Source organism: Roseovarius aestuarii, from assembly GCF_019966515.1.
In the GTDB taxonomy this organism is placed as follows: domain Bacteria; phylum Pseudomonadota; class Alphaproteobacteria; order Rhodobacterales; family Rhodobacteraceae; genus Roseovarius; species Roseovarius aestuarii.
On sequence record NZ_JAIMIB010000005.1, the window covers coordinates 177,660 to 192,932 of the forward strand.

Genomic DNA, 15,273 nt, shown 5'->3' on the forward strand with positions numbered 1-15,273 from the left:
AATCACAGCCATGTTGCAGTTTTACATCATTTTGCGACGCCGTGTCACGCGAATATCATGCTCGGTAATCTTCTTACGCAGGGTATTTCTGTTGATCCCCAACAAATCGGCACACTTAGCCTGATTTCCGCCGGTGGCATCCAGGGCAATTTCAATCAGTGGCTGTTCGATCTCGCGCAGAATCCGCGCATAGAGACCCGATGGCGGCAGCATATCTCCGTGCAAATCAAAGTATCGCTGCAAATGCCGCTCAACTGATTCCGACAGGCTCTCGCTATCCCCGTCGCCCAGCAGGGGCTGCGCCTTGGGTTGCGTGCTTAGCAGCAGCTCGACTTCGGCGCGGGTCACCACCTCGGCCTGTGCCGTCAGCGCAATCCGGCGCACCGCGTTTTCCAGCTGTCGGACATTACCCGGCCAGACATAGCCGCGCATCAGTGCCAGCGCCTCGTCCGACAGTGCCCGCACACCCATGCCGTCACGCTCTGCAAGCGTCAGGAAATGCGCCACCAGCAACGGAATGTCGTCCGCCCGGTCGCGCAGCTCCGGCACGTCGATCACCGCGCCACCAAGACGGTAATACAAATCCTCGCGCAACCCGGCTTCCTGCATGGCAACCGCACCGCTGATCTGCGTCGTTGCCATGAAGCGCGCCCGGTCCTCGCCGGATGCATCCATCATCCGCACGACACGCCCCTGTGCCTCGGGCGTCAGATCGCCGATCTCTTCCAGCACGATGGTGCCCCCGCGCGCCCGCGCCATCACACGGCTCGGCCCTTCCAGGTCAACCAGATCGCCCGGCGTCACCGTGACGAACGGCATGCTCCGCCGGTCGCCGAAATCATGAATGGTGCGGGCAATCAGGCTTTTGCCGGTGCCCGATGCGCCGCTGACAAGCACCGGCAGATCGGTATTCATCACCCGCGCGACCACCCGGTAGAGCGTCTGCATCGCCGGTGTCCGTCCCACCAGCGGCAGCGCCTCAGACGGCTCGGACGCGGTCGGTGCCCTTGCCACCCGCGTCGCCCCATCGAGCGCCCGCGCCGTGCGCTTCATCAGATCCGGCAGGTCAAACGGTTTCGGCAGGTAATCATAGGCCTCGGCCTCGTTGGCCTTGATCGCAGTCATGATCGTGTTCTGCGCCGAGATCACGATCACTGGCAAGCCGGGGCGATCTTCGGCGATCTTCGGCAGCATCTCAAGCCCGTTGCCATCGGGCATGACCACATCGCTGATCACCACATCGCCCTTACCTTCCCCAACCCACCGCATCAGCGTTGTAAGGCTTGAGGTCGCGTGCACCTTGCAGCCAGCCCGGGTCAGCGCCTGGGTCAGCACAGTTCGGATAGTGCGGTCATCATCAGCCACCAATACCGTGCCATCCATCAGCTTTCTCCCTTTTGGTCAGTGCTGGTTTGATCCGCCCGCGACAATGAAATTCGAAACACTGTCTTCCCCGGCGCCGAATTGACCGAGATCCAGCCGCCATGGTCCGACACGATCTTGGCCGCCAGCGCCAGCCCCAGCCCAGTGCCGTTTTCACGCCCCGAAACAAACGGCTCGAACGCCTCGTCTGCAATCTCGGCAGGCAGGCCCGGCCCGTCATCTTCGATCTCGATCTGCAGGGGCAAAGAGCGCCCTGCCCCATCCGCCTGCCGCACCCTCAGCGACGGCTCGTAATAGCTGCGCAGGGTGATCCGTCCATCATTGCCCCCCGCCGCCTCGGCGGCATTCCGCAACAGGTTCAACACCACTTGTAAAAGCTGATCGGGGTCCGCCATCGCCAGTGGCAGCGACGGGTCGTAGGCCTCAACCACGTTCATCTGCGCGGCAAACCCCACAATCGCTGACCGGCGCGCCCGGTCCAGCACATCGTGCAGATTGACAGGTTGCAGCGCTGGCGCACTGATATTGCCGAACTGCTCGACCTGCTCCAGCAGTGCCACGATACGTCGGCTTTCGCTGACAATCAGATCGGTCAGTTCCAAGTCCTCGGCTTTAAGCCCCATCGACAAAAGCTGTGCTGCACCGGTAATGCCCGCCAGCGGGTTCTTGATCTCATGCGCCAGCATCTCTGCCATACCGATGGCCGAACGTGCGGCTGATTTGACCGAGCTGTTTTGCACCATCCGTCCTGCCAGCTCGCGCGGTGAGATCAGCAATAGCATCACCCCCGGCTCACCGCTCAGCGGCGCGATCTGCAAATTGCACTGCACCGGCGCCCGGTCTCCGGTGCCCACATCCACATCGTTGACGAACAACGGCGCATCATGGGCCCGGGCCCGCTGCAACGCGTCCTCCAGCGGCGCATCCACCGCCAGCCTGTCCCAGACCGGCTGGCCGGTCACCGCCCGCGCCGAGGACATCAGGAACCCCTCCGCCGCCGGATTGATCCGCGTGATCCGGTCCTGCGCATCCAGCATCAGCGCTGGCACCGGCAATGAGGTCCAGATCGCCTCCTCCGCGCTCATGCCGCTGCCCTTTCCCGGTCCGTCAGCGCCTCAGGGATCAGGCGCAGCACCTCGTCCGTGTCGCGACAGGTCAGAACCCGTTTGCGCATCACGATACCCGCTCCTGCACCGTCCAGATACCAGCCCAGATGCTTGCGCCCGACCCGGTTGCCCAGATCGCGCCCGTAAAACTTCAGCATCGCTTCGTAATGCCCGCAAACCAGATCAGCCAACGCCGCGCCCTGCGGGATCACCGGCGCCGAACCGCCGCCCAACGCATGCGCCACCTCGGCCAGCTTCCAGGGCCGCCCCTGCGCGCCGCGCCCGATCATCACGCCATCGGCCCCCGACAGGCGCAGCGCCTCGCGCGCCGTCGCCACGTCAACGATATCGCCATTGGCAATCACCGGAATACTGACCGCCTCTTTCACGCCTCCGATCGCTGCCCAATCCGCACGGCCCTTGTAGAATTGGCAGCGGGTACGGCCGTGGATGGTAATCATCCGAATGCCCGCACCTTCTGCCCGCCGCGCCAACTCGGGCGCGTTCAGCAGATTGTCATCCCAACCCAGCCGGGTTTTCAGCGTCACTGGCACGCTGACCGCATCTACCACCGCCTCGATCAGGCTCAGCGCATGATCCAAATCCTTCATCAGGGCCGAGCCACTGGCCCCCGCCCCGCTGGCGCTGGTCACCTTCTTTGCCGGACAGCCCATATTGATGTCGATGATCCGCGCCCCATTCGCCTCGACCATCTTTGCGGCCTCTGCCATCCAATGGACCTCGCGCCCGGCCAGCTGCACCGCAGTGTTGGCAATGCCAAAGCCCAGTTCAGCCTTTTCCCGCGCGCCGGGCTTGGCCTGCACCATCTCCTGGCTGGCGATCATCTCGCTGACCACCAGCCCCGCGCCAAAACCGGAGACCAGCGCGCGAAACGGCAGATCGGTGATTCCCGCCAGCGGAGCCAGCAGAACCGCCGGAACATCAGTGGTTTTGGTCACGGGCAGCGCCAAATGCCTAATCCTTGTGCAACGGTGTCCTTCTAGCCCTGAAACGGCGGCCGATCAACGTATACAGGGTGATGAATTGGCATGCATGCACGCGGTTGCCTAATTTTTAGGCACTCATACCCGCCATTGCGCTTATAGACGCCGCGCCGTAATCAGACAGCATGACAATCGCTGCCATCATCGTCGCCGCCGGTCGCGGCACCCGTGCCGGGGGCGATCTGCCCAAACAGTGGCAGATGCTGGCCGGGCGCCGGGTGATCGACTGGACATTGAACGCTTTTCGGAACGCGCCCGAGATTGACCGGATTGTGGTGATGCTTCATCCCGACGACATGGACCGGCTGGACTCGACCGACCGGACTTCGGTGGTGGCCGGGGGTGAAACCCGGTCTCAGTCAGTTCGCAAGGGGCTGGAATATCTGGACGGATCCGGCGTGACCCATGTTCTGATCCACGACGCGGCGCGAGCATGTACACAATCTGCGTACATAACGTACATAACGTACGTTTTAAGAGAGCAGCAGGCACAGGCCGTCGCCCCCGCTCTGCCGGTCACCGACGCGCTCTGGCATGGAAGCGACGGCAAGGTTACAGGCACACAGGATCGCGCTGGTCTCTTTCGCGCCCAGACTCCGCAAGCCTTTGTTTTTGATACCATTCTTTCCGCGCACCGGACCTACGAGGGCGAGGCCGCCGACGATGTCGAGGTCGCCCGCGCCGCCGGGGTTGACGTGATGATCATCGACGGTGAACAAGATAACATTAAGATCACAACGCCCGCAGATTTCGCCCGGGCTGAAAAAATACTGCAAGGTCAAATGGATATAAGAACTGGCTCAGGTTACGACGTTCACCGTTTCGGACCCGGGGATCACGTGATGCTCTGCGGTGTCAGAATTCCCCACGACCGCGGGCTTCAGGGTCATTCCGACGCCGATGTAGGCATGCACGCCGTCACCGATGCCATCTACGGCGCCTTGGCTGCCGGAGATATCGGACGCCATTTTCCACCCTCCGACCCACAATGGAAAGGCGCTGAAAGCCATATTTTCCTGCGCCACGCGGTTGATCTGGCCCACGAAAAGGAATTTAAAATCAGCAATATGGATATCACGCTGATCTGCGAATATCCCAAAATCGGCCCGCATGCCGACGCCATGCAGCAAGCCCTCTCAGATATCACCGGGGTCGAACCGGATCGGATTTCCGTCAAAGCCACAACCTCCGAGCGCCTGGGTTTCACCGGCCGGGGCGAAGGCATCGCCGCCCAAGCCATCACCACTCTGATACGCCCATGAGCACGCTGACCCACTCGATTGCCACGTTTTTCTGGATCGGCCATCTCAGACCGGCGCCCGGCACCTGGGGGTCGTTGGCGGCGCTGCCGGTGGGGTGGGCGTTACATGCGGTTGGCGGAACGCCCCTTCTGTTGTTGGGTATTATCCTTTCTTTCACGTTAGGGTGGTGGGCTACTGCGCTGGAAACAAAAGGTAAAGATGACCACGATCCATCTGAGATCGTGATAGACGAGGTCGCTGGTCAATGGATCGCGATCCTGCCACTGTCAATCGGCGCCACCCATGTCACCGCCGATATTCTGACCCTGTGGCCTGGATGGGTTTCCGCTTTTCTGTTGTTCCGCTTTTTCGACATTCTCAAGCCCGGCCCCATCGGCTGGGCCGACCGCCGGGGTGATGCCTTGGGCGTCATGCTCGACGATATTATCGCCGGTATCTTCGCCGCCATCGGCGTCGCCATCCTGGCTGGCGCGGCGCACGGGATTCTGGCGATATGAATGTAACCGACCTGCTACAAGAGGCCCGCGCCAAAGGTCTTCGCTTCGCCACCGCCGAAAGCTGTACCGGCGGCATGGTTTCAGCCGCTCTGACGGATATTCCGGGCTCATCTGATGTAGTTGAATGTGGTTTTGTAACTTACTCAAATAGCGCGAAAATATCTATGCTTGATGTCGCGCCAGACACGCTATCTGCCCACGGCGCAGTTTCTGAAGAAACCGCTAAGGAGATGGTGACCGGGGCGCTGAAAAACTCGGGCGCCGACATCGCCGTATCCATTACCGGAATCGCTGGACCCGGCGGCTCGGAATTCAAACCAGAAGGCCGTGTTTGTTTCGGTGTCGGCAGCGCATCCGGGGTCACCGCCCACACGGTCGAATTCGGCGCCCTAGGCCGCGAAAACGTCCGTCGCGCAAGCCTGGAACATGCGTTGAGCCTTTTCGCAGAAGCCACAGACCAGCAATGACGCGAAATTAGGCATTATCCGCGATTCTGCTGAATTTCGATGCAGATCTTGATATTTCCGCCCATTTTCGCGGCAAAACTGCCTGATTTCCTTCCGTCTGCTCTGATTTACGGCTTTCTCGGCGCCGAAACAGACAGAGTTTTTGCAGACAGAGGAACATCAAATGGACGGAGCAGACACCGCCTGGATTATTGTCGCCACAGCACTCGTCTTATTCATGACCCTGCCGGGTCTCGCCCTCTTTTATGGCGGGCTGGTGCGCGCCCGAAACGTGTTGAGCGTTTTCATGCAATGCTACGCCATCGCCTGCCTGATGAGTGTGTTGTGGTTCGCGTTCGGCTACTCAATCGCCTTCGGCGACGGTGGCGCCTACTGGGGTGGATTGGGCAAATCCTTCCTGTCAGGTATTACCGCAGATACCCTGTCGGGCACCCTGCCCGAAGTGCTGTTCTTTGCCTTCCAGATGACCTTTGCCATTATCACACCCGCGCTGATTGTCGGCGCTTATGTGGAACGCATCGGCTTCGGGTTTGTGCTTTTGTTCTCCGGGCTTTGGATGCTGCTTTGCTATGCACCGGTCACCCATTGGGTCTGGGGCGGCGGCTTTCTGGCCGATGACGGTATCTTTGGCGCCACGGGCGTTCGGGACTTCGCCGGTGGCATCGTGGTGCATGAAACCGCAGGGCTGGCGGCGCTGATCATCGCCATCTTCCTTGGACCACGCAAGAACCGCACAACGCCGCCGCACAACCCGGGCTTCGTCATGATCGGCGCGGCTATGCTGTGGGTCGGCTGGTTCGGCTTCAATGGCGGGTCGCAACTGGCTGCGGATGGCGGCGCCGCAATGGCGCTGACTGTCACGCATATTTCTGCCGCCACCGCGTCCCTGTCCTGGGCGCTGTGGGAGCGGATCAAGTTCGGTAAAGCGTCTCTTGTGGGGATGGTGACGGGCACCATTGCCGGGCTGGCATCGATCACCCCGGCCAGTGGTTTCGTCGGTCCCACCGCCGCACTGATCATCGGCGCCATCGCGGGTATCCTCTGTCAGGAAGCGGTCACGCTCATCCGCGAAAGGTTCAAGATTGATGACACGCTGGATGTATTCGCGGTTCACGGTGTCGGTGGCATCTTCGGCACGATCATGATTGCCGCCTTCGGCGCCGCAAGCTGGGCGGCACAGCTTGGATCACTGGTGATCGTAGGCGTTTTCACCTGCGTCGTCACCGTTGTGCTGGTGAAGCTCATAGCGCTGATCACGCCAATGCGGGTCGATCTGGAAACGGAGACCAACGGCCTAGATCTGGAAGTGCATGGTGAGCGCGCCTATGACATGACGAGCTAAGTCAGCTGAAAATGAATGCCAGACGGGTCCGGGTGCGGACCCGTTGTTACTTGGTCAGCGCGGCAGCGATGTCGTTGGGTGCGGCCTCATCGCAAATCATCTGCCACAAGGCGCGCGCCCTCGGTGCTCCGATCAAGGCCGCTGCTTTGGTACTGACGCGGGCCTCACGCTCGGCGTAAGGCAGCGGCGCCTCCAGATCATGGGTCAGAACCTGTTCAGACCCATCTGCGCCACGCAGCACTACACGCACCTGCATCTCGCTAAGCCTATCGCACCCCATTACCGTCACTTTTTCGCGTAAGCTGACGATATCGCCGTCGCCACAAAGGCTATCGGTAAAACTGCCCGGAAGGCTTGTATCATGGCCCAGAAGACGCATTGCCGCGGTCATTCTGTAGCTGAACTTGGCTTCCAGATCAGTGGCAGGCGCCTCGATATTACAGACAGACAACCATCGGGGGTGGGTCGTGATCTCGATCTGATCCATGTCGCCTAAAGCTATCCCATCACGAGGTGGCAGGGCTTCGAGCATGGCATGCAACCCGTGGCAACAGGCGTGAAATTTATGCTCCACACGCTCGAAAAGCCAGTTCTGGCCAATACCATCCCAGGCAGCATTCTGCGCCTCGCCCTGATGCGTCGGGCCAAACCCCTGTGGGCCGTCCAATGCCGTCGCCCGACTGACGAATCCGCGCCGCGCCAGCAGGGCCGCTTCGACGCCGTTCCTTGCGGCGATACCGGCATTCATCGACTTGCCCATCGTGCCGAATTGCGATTGCAATCCCGAGGCACGGGTCGAAACCAAACCAAGCGCGTGGATCGTCTGGTCGTGAGACAATGACAGAAGCCGGCAGGCGGCAAGGCAGGCGCCAAATGCCCCGGCTGTTGCGGTCTGATGAAACCCTGTCTGATAATGTGACCGGCCCAACCACACACCCATTCGGATCGAGGCTTCGGCCCCGATCAGGGCGGCCTCTTGCAGCTCGCGACCCGAGCACCCCACCATCTGGGCCACCGCCAGAGCCGCGGGTATGATGGCAACCGACGGGTGGCCGATATGGGCAAAATGGGTGTCGTCATAATCAAGTGCGTGGCTGATCGCGCCATTTACCAACGCCGCCGAGCAGGCCGGCACCTTGATGTCAACGCCAATCAGGCTGGCCTGGTTGGCACCACCCTCCTCCAGCACCTGATCTCGTAGGATGTGGGCGACGGGCTCATTACCGCCAGCAATGCCAACGGCGCACCAATCCAGCAACGAAAGCCGCAGGATATCCATCGCGTGACCGGGATTGCCGGAATGGTCCGCAAATGCTGCCAGCTTCTCTTCGATCACGAAACGCCTCCTCCGATGCGGCCGGTTTACCCGTAAAGCTGCTGCGCCCTTTCCTCGAACGCGCGGACGATACGCTGCATCGCCTCGTAAAAAAACAACCCTGCTGCCTTTTGCAGCAACTTGTTGCGGAACTCAAAATCGACAAAGAACGACACGTCACAGCCTTCTCCGGCCTCGGTGAACACCCAGTTCGACTTCATGTGTTTGAAAGGTCCGTCAAGATATTCCGTGTCGATCTTCCGATCCTCGGGCCAGAGCACCACGCGGCTGCGAAACCGTTCCCGGAACAGCTTGAAGCTGATGATCAGATCGGCATCCATCACCTGCGAGCCGTCCTCCTGCGGCGTGACTGAGCGCACCCTTGCCGCCGCCGTCCAGGGCAGGAATTGGGGGTAGCGCGAAACGTTGGCCACCAACTCATACATCTGTTCTGCGCTGTAGGGTAATCTGCGGGTTTCGGAATGGGTGGGCATGGGGCCTGATATTTTGGGCGTGACAGTAGCGCGCTATTTCATAGACTGGCAGGAAAAGTGCAAGGGGTGTGTGATGCCCGATCGTCCATACGTGATCGACCAGATGATCTCGGCCAAGTCCATTGCCGCGCGGATCGAAACGCTGGCGGCAGAGATCAAAACGGAATTTGCCGATAGTGAACAACTGGTTGTGGTCGGGCTGCTGCGTGGCTCTTTCGTGTTTATCGCCGATCTGGTGCGCGAGCTGGATATGAATGTCGAGGTCGATTTTCTTGAAACCTCGTCATACGGCAACGCGATGGAAAGCAGCCGCGAGGTGCGTATTCTCAAGGATATTCGCGGTGAGATAGAAGGGCGCGACGTGCTGGTGGTCGAGGATATCGTCGATACCGGTCATACATTGGCCCACGTACTGCATCTGCTGCAAAGCCGACACCCAAGAAAACTGCGCACCATTGCCCTTCTGGACAAACCATCGCGGCGCGAGGCCGAGATCAAGGCCGACTGGACCGGGTTCGAAATTCCCGATGAGTTCGTCGTGGGTTATGGCATTGATTATGCACAGAGAAACCGTAATCTGCCCTGTATCGGCAAGGTCAGGTTCACCGATACATGAGCTATCGTTGGCTTCTGCGGATGAAGCGGCTGGCGCAGAACCCGCCAAGCGAAGCCCGGGTGAAATTGGTACTGGGGATCATCGCACTATGCATCGTGCTGTATCTAACCGAGAGATTTATCGGCTGGCCTGATTTTCTGAGCAGCGAGCCGGTGGGGCGCCACTGGAAACCTTGAGCGGACAAGTCGTGCGGTTAAAGCACCTCAAGCCCGGCGCGGAACCGGCGCATGCGCTCCTGATAATGCAGCGCGCTTTTCCTGAGGCCTTCGATGGCCGCCTCATCCAGTTCACGGACAACCTTCCCCGGCACGCCCATCACGAGCGACCCATCTGGGATTTCCTTGCCTTCAGTGATCAGCGCGCCCGCACCAATCAGGCAATTGTTACCGATCCGGGCACCGTTCAGCACCGTGGCCCCCATGCCGATCAGCGTGTTGTCACCCAGAATACAACCATGCAGCATTGCCTTGTGACCGATCGTGCACCCTTCGCCGATGGTCAGCGGGAAACCCATATCTGTGTGCATTACGGTATTTTCCTGCACATTCGTGCCCGCGCCGATGGTGATGAATTCGTTGTCACCGCGCAGCGTGCTACCAAACCAGATCGAGGTGGCGCTTTCCAGCACCACCTTGCCAATCACATGCGCGCCGGGCGCGACCCAGTAGTCGCCATCCGCCGGGGTTTGCGGCTGCTGACCGTCAAGGGCGTAAAGCGTCATTGCATTTCCTCGAACTCGCTATGCAGTTTCTTCACATGTGCATTGAGGCCCGGCTGCTGGATGCGTTTCAGTCGCGCGGCGGTGACAATGCTTTTCAGCTTTGCGTCGGTCTCTTCCAGATCATCATTAACCAGCACATAATCATATTCGGCCCAGTGGCTGATCTCGTCCCAGCTTTTGCGCATGCGTTTGCCAATGACCTCAGCACTGTCCTGGCCCCGGCTTTCCAGCCTCCGGTGCAATTCCTTGATCGAGGGCGGCAGAATGAAGATCGACAAAGTATGCTGACCCAAGACCGAATTCTGGATCTGCTGCGCGCCTTGCCAGTCGATATCGAAAAGCACATCGCGCCCCTGTTCGATCGCCCTCTGCACCGGTTTGCGGGGTGAGCCGTAGAAATTGCCAAACACATGGGCATGTTCCAGCATGCCGCCATCAGCCACATCACGCTGAAAGGCCTGCTCGGTCAGAAAGTGATAATCCTTGCCGTCCACCTCGCCCTCGCGGGGGGTACGCGTTGTGGCCGAAACCGAAAATTCGATGGTTTCATCCCACTCGCGCAACCGCCCCGAGAGCGTGGATTTGCCGGCGCCCGAGGGCGACGAGAGAATAATAAGCAGACCGCGCCGGTTGTTCATCGCCACCTCTTTATTCGACATTCTGCACCTGTTCGCGCATCTGGTCGATCACAGTTTTCAATTCCAGACCCAGATTGGTCAGGACCACAGACTGTGCTTTGGAGCAGATCGTGTTGGCCTCGCGGTTGAACTCCTGGCTGAGGAAATCCAGCTTGCGACCAATCGGCGAGCCGGATTTCAGCAGATCGCGGGCAGCATTCACATGTGCGCCAAGGCGGTCGATCTCTTCTGTGACATCTGCCTTGACCGAGAGCATCGCCAGTTCCTGAGCCACGCGGTTTTCATCTGCGCCATCACTGTTCTCCAGCACGCGCGACAATTGCGTCCGCAGATTTTCTGCCATTTCCGATTTGCGAGCCTCGGCGGCTTTGGCGGCTTCGCCAGTCAGTCTTTCGACCTCGTGCAACTGGCTGCCAAGCACCTCTGCCAATGCCGCGCCCTCAGTCGCCCGCATGTCCAGAAACGCCTTCAGCAGAGGCTCGAAATCCGCCAGCAGGGCTTTGCGCAGGGGCGCCGTATCCTGATCGGTATTGCCCGCTTCCAGCACCCCCCGCACGTTCAGCACATCCGCTGCGTTGGCGGGGGCAAGCGACAAACCACACTCCATGGCGCGGTCCTCGACCTCGGTCATGGCGCGCAATACGTCGTTCAACTGTCCTTCATTTACCGAAAGACTGCCGGTCTGATCTTCGGACTGCACACGCAGCGACAGCGCCAGGTTGCCCCGCGATACGGCTTTGCCCAGGCGGGCGCGAATCCCGGCCTCCAAACCGTCAATCCAATCCGGTACGCGCAATCGCAGATCAAGGCCCTTACCGTTGACGCTTCGCAGCTCCCATGTCCAGGCGTAGGCTTCGAACGCCCCTTTGCCGGAAGCGAAAGCCGTCATCGAGTATATCACACTGCTCTCCCCTTGAATGCCGCCCCGTCCTAGCCATTCGCCAAAGGGGTGGCAAGCGCCGCCAAACTAACGCTGCGCTCATACGGTTAACCAACTACATATTTTTTATGACCAAAACTGATAAAAATGAGTCATAATTGTCTACATCGCAGATAGACTGGCCTGAGACGGCTGTAATTTGATCCAACTTCTGAACCAGCGGGTGACACATGCAAGACGAAATCGATCATAGCAATGCCTCGTTGATGCATAGCGGAACACGCGCCAAGGAAAAGAGCCTTGCCGATTTTGTGGCGTATTGGGCAAGCATGCGGAAGGGGCACGACGTTCCGCGCCGCACCGACATTGACCCGCGCGGCATTGAGGCCCTACTTGAAAACGCCTTTATCGCTGAAAAGATTGCACCGGGGCTGGCGCGGATGCGGATTGCCGGAACACATCTGAGCGATCTGATGGGGATGGAAGTCCGTGGCATGCCGATCAGCGCATTTATTGCACCGGATCAGCGCGATCAACTGGCTGAATTGCTGGTCGAAGTATTTGATCGGCCCGCAATCCTGAAAATCAACGTCGAATCCCCGGCTGGTGTCGGACGCCGGGCACTAAAGGGCACGCTGCTGTTACTGCCGCTGCGCAGCGATCTGGGCGATACATCGCGCGCCCTGGGATGTTTCGTGACGGATGGCCTGATCGGACGTACGCCGCGGCGTTTCAATATCGTCAGCCATAGTATTGAAGCCGTCAGCAGCCGGCGCAAAACCAGCAAGGCGGCGGTCACAAAAAAGGCGCCTGAACCAGGGTTTGCCGAACCGGCGTTGCCGTTTGAAACAACTCCACCCCAGCACCCCAGCGAACGCCCCTACCTGAGGCTGGTGCCGCAGGACCAGGACGACTGAATCGGCGCGGCAATCATCGACGCCGCACCAGTATTGATTCAGACAGCCTTTGCTTCGCCACGCGCATGGCGCAATGCCGACAGTTCTTCCGCCACAAGGAAGGCCAGCTCAAGTGACTGGCTGGCATTCAGGCGCGGATCACAGGCAGTGTGATACCGGTCTGACAGGTTTTCCTCGCTCACGGCGCGCACACCGCCGGTGCATTCAGTGACATCCTGCCCGGTCATCTCGAAATGCACACCGCCGGGTATTGTGCCCTCGGCCTTGTGGATGCCAAAGAACTCACGCACCTCGCGCAGCACGCTGTCGAACGGGCGGGTCTTGTAACCCGTGGACGACTTGATCGTGTTGCCGTGCATCGCATCGCACACCCAAACGACGTTGGCACCTTCTTCCTGCACGGTCTTGATCAACCGGGGCAGATGCTCTGCGACATTACCGGCGCCGAACCGCGCGATCAGCGTCAGGCGCCCCGCTTCGTTCTGCGGGTTAAGCTTGACCATCAGTTGCTTGAGGTCATCCGATGTCATCGACGGACCACATTTCAGACCGATCGGATTTAGCACGCCCCGGCAGAACTCCACATGTGCCCCGTCAGGCTGACGCGTCCGGTCCCCGATCCAGATCATATGACCGGACCCTGCCAGCCATTTGCCCGAGGTGGAATCAAGCCGTGTCAGCGCCTCTTCATATTCCAGCAGCAGGCTTTCGTGGCTGGTGTAGAAATCGACCGTCTGCAACGTGTGGGCACGATCACTGTCGACACCCGCGGCAGTCATGAAATCCAGCGCCGCGCTGATATGGTTGGCCATGTCGCGGTAACGCGCCGCCTTCTCGCCTTCGGTAAAGCCCAGCGTCCAGGCGTGCACCTGATGCACATCGGCATAACCACCGGTCGAAAACGCGCGCAGCAGGTTCAGCGTGGCCGCTGCCTGGGTATAGGCTTGCAACATCTTTTCCGGGTCGGGAATGCGCGCCTCGGGCGTGAAGGCCAGATCGTTGATGATATCACCGCGATAACTCGGCAGCTCCAGCCCATCGACGACTTCGGTAGGCGCACTGCGCGGTTTGGCGAATTGCCCCGCCATGCGGCCAACCTTTACCACAGGCACTTTGGCGCCATAGGTCAGCACCATCGCCATTTGCAACATGACCTTGAACGTGTCACGGATCGCATCAGCGCTGAACTGCTCAAAGCTTTCAGCGCAATCGCCACCCTGCAACAAAAATGCCTCGCCCCGCGAAGCTGCGCCAAGTGCGGCCTTCAGGCGCCTTGCCTCGCCTGCAAAAACCAGCGGAGGATATTGCGATAGCTTCGATTCAACCCGGTTCAGTGCCGCGCCATCGGTATACTCGGGCATCTGAACCCGCGGTTTCGCGCGCCAGTCAGATTTTTGCCACTCAGTCATCGTCTCTCTCCGGTTTCAGTGTTCGAGACCCGTATATACTGAACAGGCCCGTAGGAAACCATATAGGGAATGATCGAATATTCGCAATTTTCCGCTGTTATCCTTGTCATTTGCAAGAGATTAATAAATTAGGCCAAACTAGGTACTAGCTTTTTTAGGGATTCGGACGTGACACAACCCGAAACAGCCAAGATTTCCACGGCTACGTCCAAGGCGCCTCGCCGCTACGTTTTTGTGCTGATGGATAATTTTACCCTGCTTTGCTTTTCGGCAGCAGTCGAAAGCCTGCGCATTGCCAACAGGATGGCTGGTGAGACACTGTATGATTGGGTGCTGGCTGGTGAAGGCGGCACAACCGTCTCGTGCTCGGCAGGGGCCGAATTCAAGCTGGATATAGATCTGGCTGAGCTGCGTCGCGACGATATCCTGCTGATGTGTGGTGGGATCAATGTCCAGGCGGCAACCACCAAGAAGATGCTCAACTGGCTCAGGCGCGAAGCACGTCGCGGCCTCAAGGTAGGGGGGCTTTGCACAGCCGCCTATACGGTCGCCAAGGCGGGCCTTCTGGACGGGAAACGCGCCACGATTCACTGGGAAAACCAGGATAGCTTCCTTGAGGAATTCGAGGATGTGGAACTGACGAAGTCGGTTTTCGTTGTGGATGGCAACCGGATGACGACCGCCGGTGGCACCTCATCCATCGACCTTATGCTGAAGATCATTGCCGACGATCACGGCGAGAAGCTGGCCAATGCCGTGGCCGATCAGCTGATTTATTCGTCGATCCGCACCGACCAGGATACGCAGCGACTCAGCGTGCCCACACGGATAGGTGTGCGTCACCCCAAGCTGAGCCAGGTCATCCAGATGATGGAAAGCAATATCGAAGAGCCGATCAGCCCCTCGATTCTGGCCAAGGATGTGGGGATGTCGACCCGCCAGCTTGAACGGCTTTTCCGCCGTTATCTGAACCGAAGCCCCAAGCGGTACTATATGGAGCTGCGCCTGCAAAAGGCGCGTAACCTGCTGATGCAAACGGATATGACCGTGATCAACGTAGCACTAGCGTGTGGGTTTGCTTCACCATCTCATTTCTCGAAATGCTACCGCGCGCATTACAACACCACGCCCTATCGCGAGCGTGGTGCGCATTCAGCACGGCTTTCGGTCTGACCCCCCGGCCAATTAAGATATGCGAAAAAGTCAGATGACGGCAAAGAGT

The 15,273-nt window shown here is 59.5% G+C and carries 17 protein-coding genes; 8 read left to right on the forward strand and 9 right to left on the reverse strand.

What is annotated here, in order from left to right:
• Nucleotides 1-21: 21 nt before the first annotated feature.
• From LC334_RS09115 to dusB, 3 genes are read right to left on the reverse strand one after another with little or no spacing between them, the layout of a single operon-like run.
• The gene (locus LC334_RS09115) at nt 22-1,383 is read right to left on the reverse strand and encodes a response regulator (RefSeq protein WP_085800083.1); all 1,362 of its coding nucleotides are present in this window, start codon (nt 1,381-1,383) and stop codon (nt 22-24) included.
• Nucleotides 1,383-2,468 (reverse strand): two-component system sensor histidine kinase NtrB, encoded by a 1,086-nt coding sequence (locus LC334_RS09120; protein ID WP_085800082.1) that lies wholly within the window; start codon nt 2,466-2,468, stop codon nt 1,383-1,385. The genes LC334_RS09115 and LC334_RS09120 overlap by 1 nt, the downstream gene beginning before the upstream one ends.
• Nucleotides 2,465-3,448 carry a tRNA dihydrouridine synthase DusB gene (gene dusB, locus LC334_RS09125; protein WP_223412928.1) on the reverse strand — a complete coding sequence of 328 codons (984 nt, stop codon included), beginning with the start codon at nt 3,446-3,448 and terminating at the stop codon, nt 2,465-2,467. Before dusB ends, LC334_RS09120 begins: the two co-directional genes overlap by 4 nt.
• Before the next feature lie 170 nt (nt 3,449-3,618).
• Between dusB and LC334_RS09130 the strand changes: the two genes are divergently transcribed.
• The 4 genes from LC334_RS09130 (at nt 3,619) to LC334_RS09145 (ending at nt 7,061) form a co-directional block, all read left to right on the forward strand.
• On the forward strand, nt 3,619-4,755 hold the full coding sequence (locus LC334_RS09130; RefSeq protein ID WP_085800081.1) for a bifunctional 2-C-methyl-D-erythritol 4-phosphate cytidylyltransferase/2-C-methyl-D-erythritol 2,4-cyclodiphosphate synthase: 1,137 nt from the start codon (nt 3,619-3,621) through the stop codon (nt 4,753-4,755).
• Nucleotides 4,752-5,252 carry a phosphatidylglycerophosphatase A family protein gene (locus LC334_RS09135; protein ID WP_085800080.1) on the forward strand — a complete coding sequence of 167 codons (501 nt, stop codon included), beginning with the start codon at nt 4,752-4,754 and terminating at the stop codon, nt 5,250-5,252. Before LC334_RS09130 ends, LC334_RS09135 begins: the two co-directional genes overlap by 4 nt.
• On the forward strand, nt 5,249-5,719 hold the full coding sequence (locus LC334_RS09140; RefSeq protein ID WP_085800079.1) for a CinA family protein: 471 nt from the start codon (nt 5,249-5,251) through the stop codon (nt 5,717-5,719). The genes LC334_RS09135 and LC334_RS09140 overlap by 4 nt, the downstream gene beginning before the upstream one ends.
• Before the next feature lie 163 nt (nt 5,720-5,882).
• Nucleotides 5,883-7,061, forward strand: coding sequence for an ammonium transporter (locus tag LC334_RS09145; protein WP_085800078.1), 1,179 nt, complete (start codon nt 5,883-5,885; stop codon nt 7,059-7,061).
• Nucleotides 7,062-7,107: 46 nt separating this feature from the next.
• Here LC334_RS09145 and LC334_RS09150 read toward each other — a convergent pair whose 3' ends face one another.
• Both LC334_RS09150 and LC334_RS09155 read right to left on the reverse strand, forming a co-directional pair.
• Complete coding sequence (locus LC334_RS09150; protein WP_223412929.1) at nt 7,108-8,397, reverse strand: MmgE/PrpD family protein; 1,290 nt, start codon at nt 8,395-8,397, stop codon at nt 7,108-7,110.
• A 26-nt stretch (nt 8,398-8,423) separates the two neighbouring features.
• Nucleotides 8,424-8,870, reverse strand: coding sequence for a type II toxin-antitoxin system RatA family toxin (locus tag LC334_RS09155; RefSeq protein ID WP_085800077.1), 447 nt, complete (start codon nt 8,868-8,870; stop codon nt 8,424-8,426).
• 73 nt (nt 8,871-8,943) lie between these two features.
• On the opposite strand from LC334_RS09155, the gene hpt reads away from it, so the two are divergent.
• Together hpt and LC334_RS09165 are read left to right on the forward strand one after the other, a co-directional pair.
• Nucleotides 8,944-9,486, forward strand: coding sequence for a hypoxanthine phosphoribosyltransferase (gene hpt / locus LC334_RS09160; protein ID WP_085800228.1), 543 nt, complete (start codon nt 8,944-8,946; stop codon nt 9,484-9,486).
• On the forward strand, nt 9,483-9,662 hold the full coding sequence (locus tag LC334_RS09165; RefSeq protein ID WP_085800076.1) for a hypothetical protein: 180 nt from the start codon (nt 9,483-9,485) through the stop codon (nt 9,660-9,662). The genes hpt and LC334_RS09165 overlap by 4 nt, the downstream gene beginning before the upstream one ends.
• 17 nt (nt 9,663-9,679) lie before the next feature.
• Here the strand turns inward: LC334_RS09165 and LC334_RS09170 are convergent, their stop codons facing one another.
• The 3 genes from LC334_RS09170 to LC334_RS09180 are packed head-to-tail and all read right to left on the reverse strand — an operon-like array spanning nt 9,680 to nt 11,734.
• Entirely contained in the window at nt 9,680-10,207 is a 528-nt protein-coding gene (locus tag LC334_RS09170) for a gamma carbonic anhydrase family protein (RefSeq protein ID WP_085800075.1), read from the reverse strand.
• The gene (gene gmk, locus LC334_RS09175) at nt 10,204-10,845 is read right to left on the reverse strand and encodes a guanylate kinase (RefSeq protein WP_085800227.1); all 642 of its coding nucleotides are present in this window, start codon (nt 10,843-10,845) and stop codon (nt 10,204-10,206) included. The genes LC334_RS09170 and gmk overlap by 4 nt, the downstream gene beginning before the upstream one ends.
• A gap of 10 nt (nt 10,846-10,855) precedes the next feature.
• Nucleotides 10,856-11,734 (reverse strand): YicC/YloC family endoribonuclease, encoded by an 879-nt coding sequence (locus tag LC334_RS09180; RefSeq protein ID WP_085800074.1) that lies wholly within the window; start codon nt 11,732-11,734, stop codon nt 10,856-10,858.
• A 221-nt stretch (nt 11,735-11,955) separates the two neighbouring features.
• Between LC334_RS09180 and LC334_RS09185 the strand changes: the two genes are divergently transcribed.
• Nucleotides 11,956-12,642, forward strand: a complete 687-nt coding sequence (locus LC334_RS09185) for a PAS domain-containing protein (RefSeq protein ID WP_085800073.1) — start codon at nt 11,956-11,958, stop codon at nt 12,640-12,642.
• Nucleotides 12,643-12,680: 38 nt separating this feature from the next.
• Here LC334_RS09185 and LC334_RS09190 read toward each other — a convergent pair whose 3' ends face one another.
• Nucleotides 12,681-14,051 carry a class II 3-deoxy-7-phosphoheptulonate synthase gene (locus LC334_RS09190; protein ID WP_085800072.1) on the reverse strand — a complete coding sequence of 457 codons (1,371 nt, stop codon included), beginning with the start codon at nt 14,049-14,051 and terminating at the stop codon, nt 12,681-12,683.
• Nucleotides 14,052-14,219: 168 nt separating this feature from the next.
• Between LC334_RS09190 and LC334_RS09195 the strand changes: the two genes are divergently transcribed.
• Nucleotides 14,220-15,224: a GlxA family transcriptional regulator gene (locus tag LC334_RS09195; RefSeq protein ID WP_223412930.1), complete on the forward strand. Its 1,005-nt coding sequence runs from the start codon at nt 14,220-14,222 to the stop codon at nt 15,222-15,224.
• Nucleotides 15,225-15,273: the final 49 nt, after the last annotated feature.

Excerpts from the sequence above, each read along its gene's own strand:
- LC334_RS09120 (WP_085800082.1), bottom strand. The coding sequence starts at position 2,468 with ATGAGCGCGGAGGAGGCGATCTGGACCTCATTGCCGGTGCCAGCGCTG.
- LC334_RS09180 (WP_085800074.1), bottom strand. The coding sequence starts at position 11,734 with ATGACGGCTTTCGCTTCCGGCAAAGGGGCGTTCGAAGCCTACGCCTGG.
- LC334_RS09185 (WP_085800073.1), top strand. The coding sequence starts at position 11,956 with ATGCAAGACGAAATCGATCATAGCAATGCCTCGTTGATGCATAGCGGA.
- LC334_RS09170 (WP_085800075.1), bottom strand. The coding sequence starts at position 10,207 with ATGACGCTTTACGCCCTTGACGGTCAGCAGCCGCAAACCCCGGCGGAT.
- LC334_RS09130 (WP_085800081.1), top strand. The coding sequence starts at position 3,619 with ATGACAATCGCTGCCATCATCGTCGCCGCCGGTCGCGGCACCCGTGCC.
- LC334_RS09140 (WP_085800079.1), top strand. The coding sequence starts at position 5,249 with ATGAATGTAACCGACCTGCTACAAGAGGCCCGCGCCAAAGGTCTTCGC.
- LC334_RS09145 (WP_085800078.1), top strand. The coding sequence starts at position 5,883 with ATGGACGGAGCAGACACCGCCTGGATTATTGTCGCCACAGCACTCGTC.
- gmk (WP_085800227.1), bottom strand. The coding sequence starts at position 10,845 with ATGAACAACCGGCGCGGTCTGCTTATTATTCTCTCGTCGCCCTCGGGC.
- LC334_RS09135 (WP_085800080.1), top strand. The coding sequence starts at position 4,752 with ATGAGCACGCTGACCCACTCGATTGCCACGTTTTTCTGGATCGGCCAT.
- LC334_RS09190 (WP_085800072.1), bottom strand. The coding sequence starts at position 14,051 with ATGACTGAGTGGCAAAAATCTGACTGGCGCGCGAAACCGCGGGTTCAG.
- hpt (WP_085800228.1), top strand. The coding sequence starts at position 8,944 with ATGCCCGATCGTCCATACGTGATCGACCAGATGATCTCGGCCAAGTCC.
- LC334_RS09155 (WP_085800077.1), bottom strand. The coding sequence starts at position 8,870 with ATGCCCACCCATTCCGAAACCCGCAGATTACCCTACAGCGCAGAACAG.
- LC334_RS09165 (WP_085800076.1), top strand. The coding sequence starts at position 9,483 with ATGAGCTATCGTTGGCTTCTGCGGATGAAGCGGCTGGCGCAGAACCCG.
- LC334_RS09115 (WP_085800083.1), bottom strand. The coding sequence starts at position 1,383 with ATGGATGGCACGGTATTGGTGGCTGATGATGACCGCACTATCCGAACT.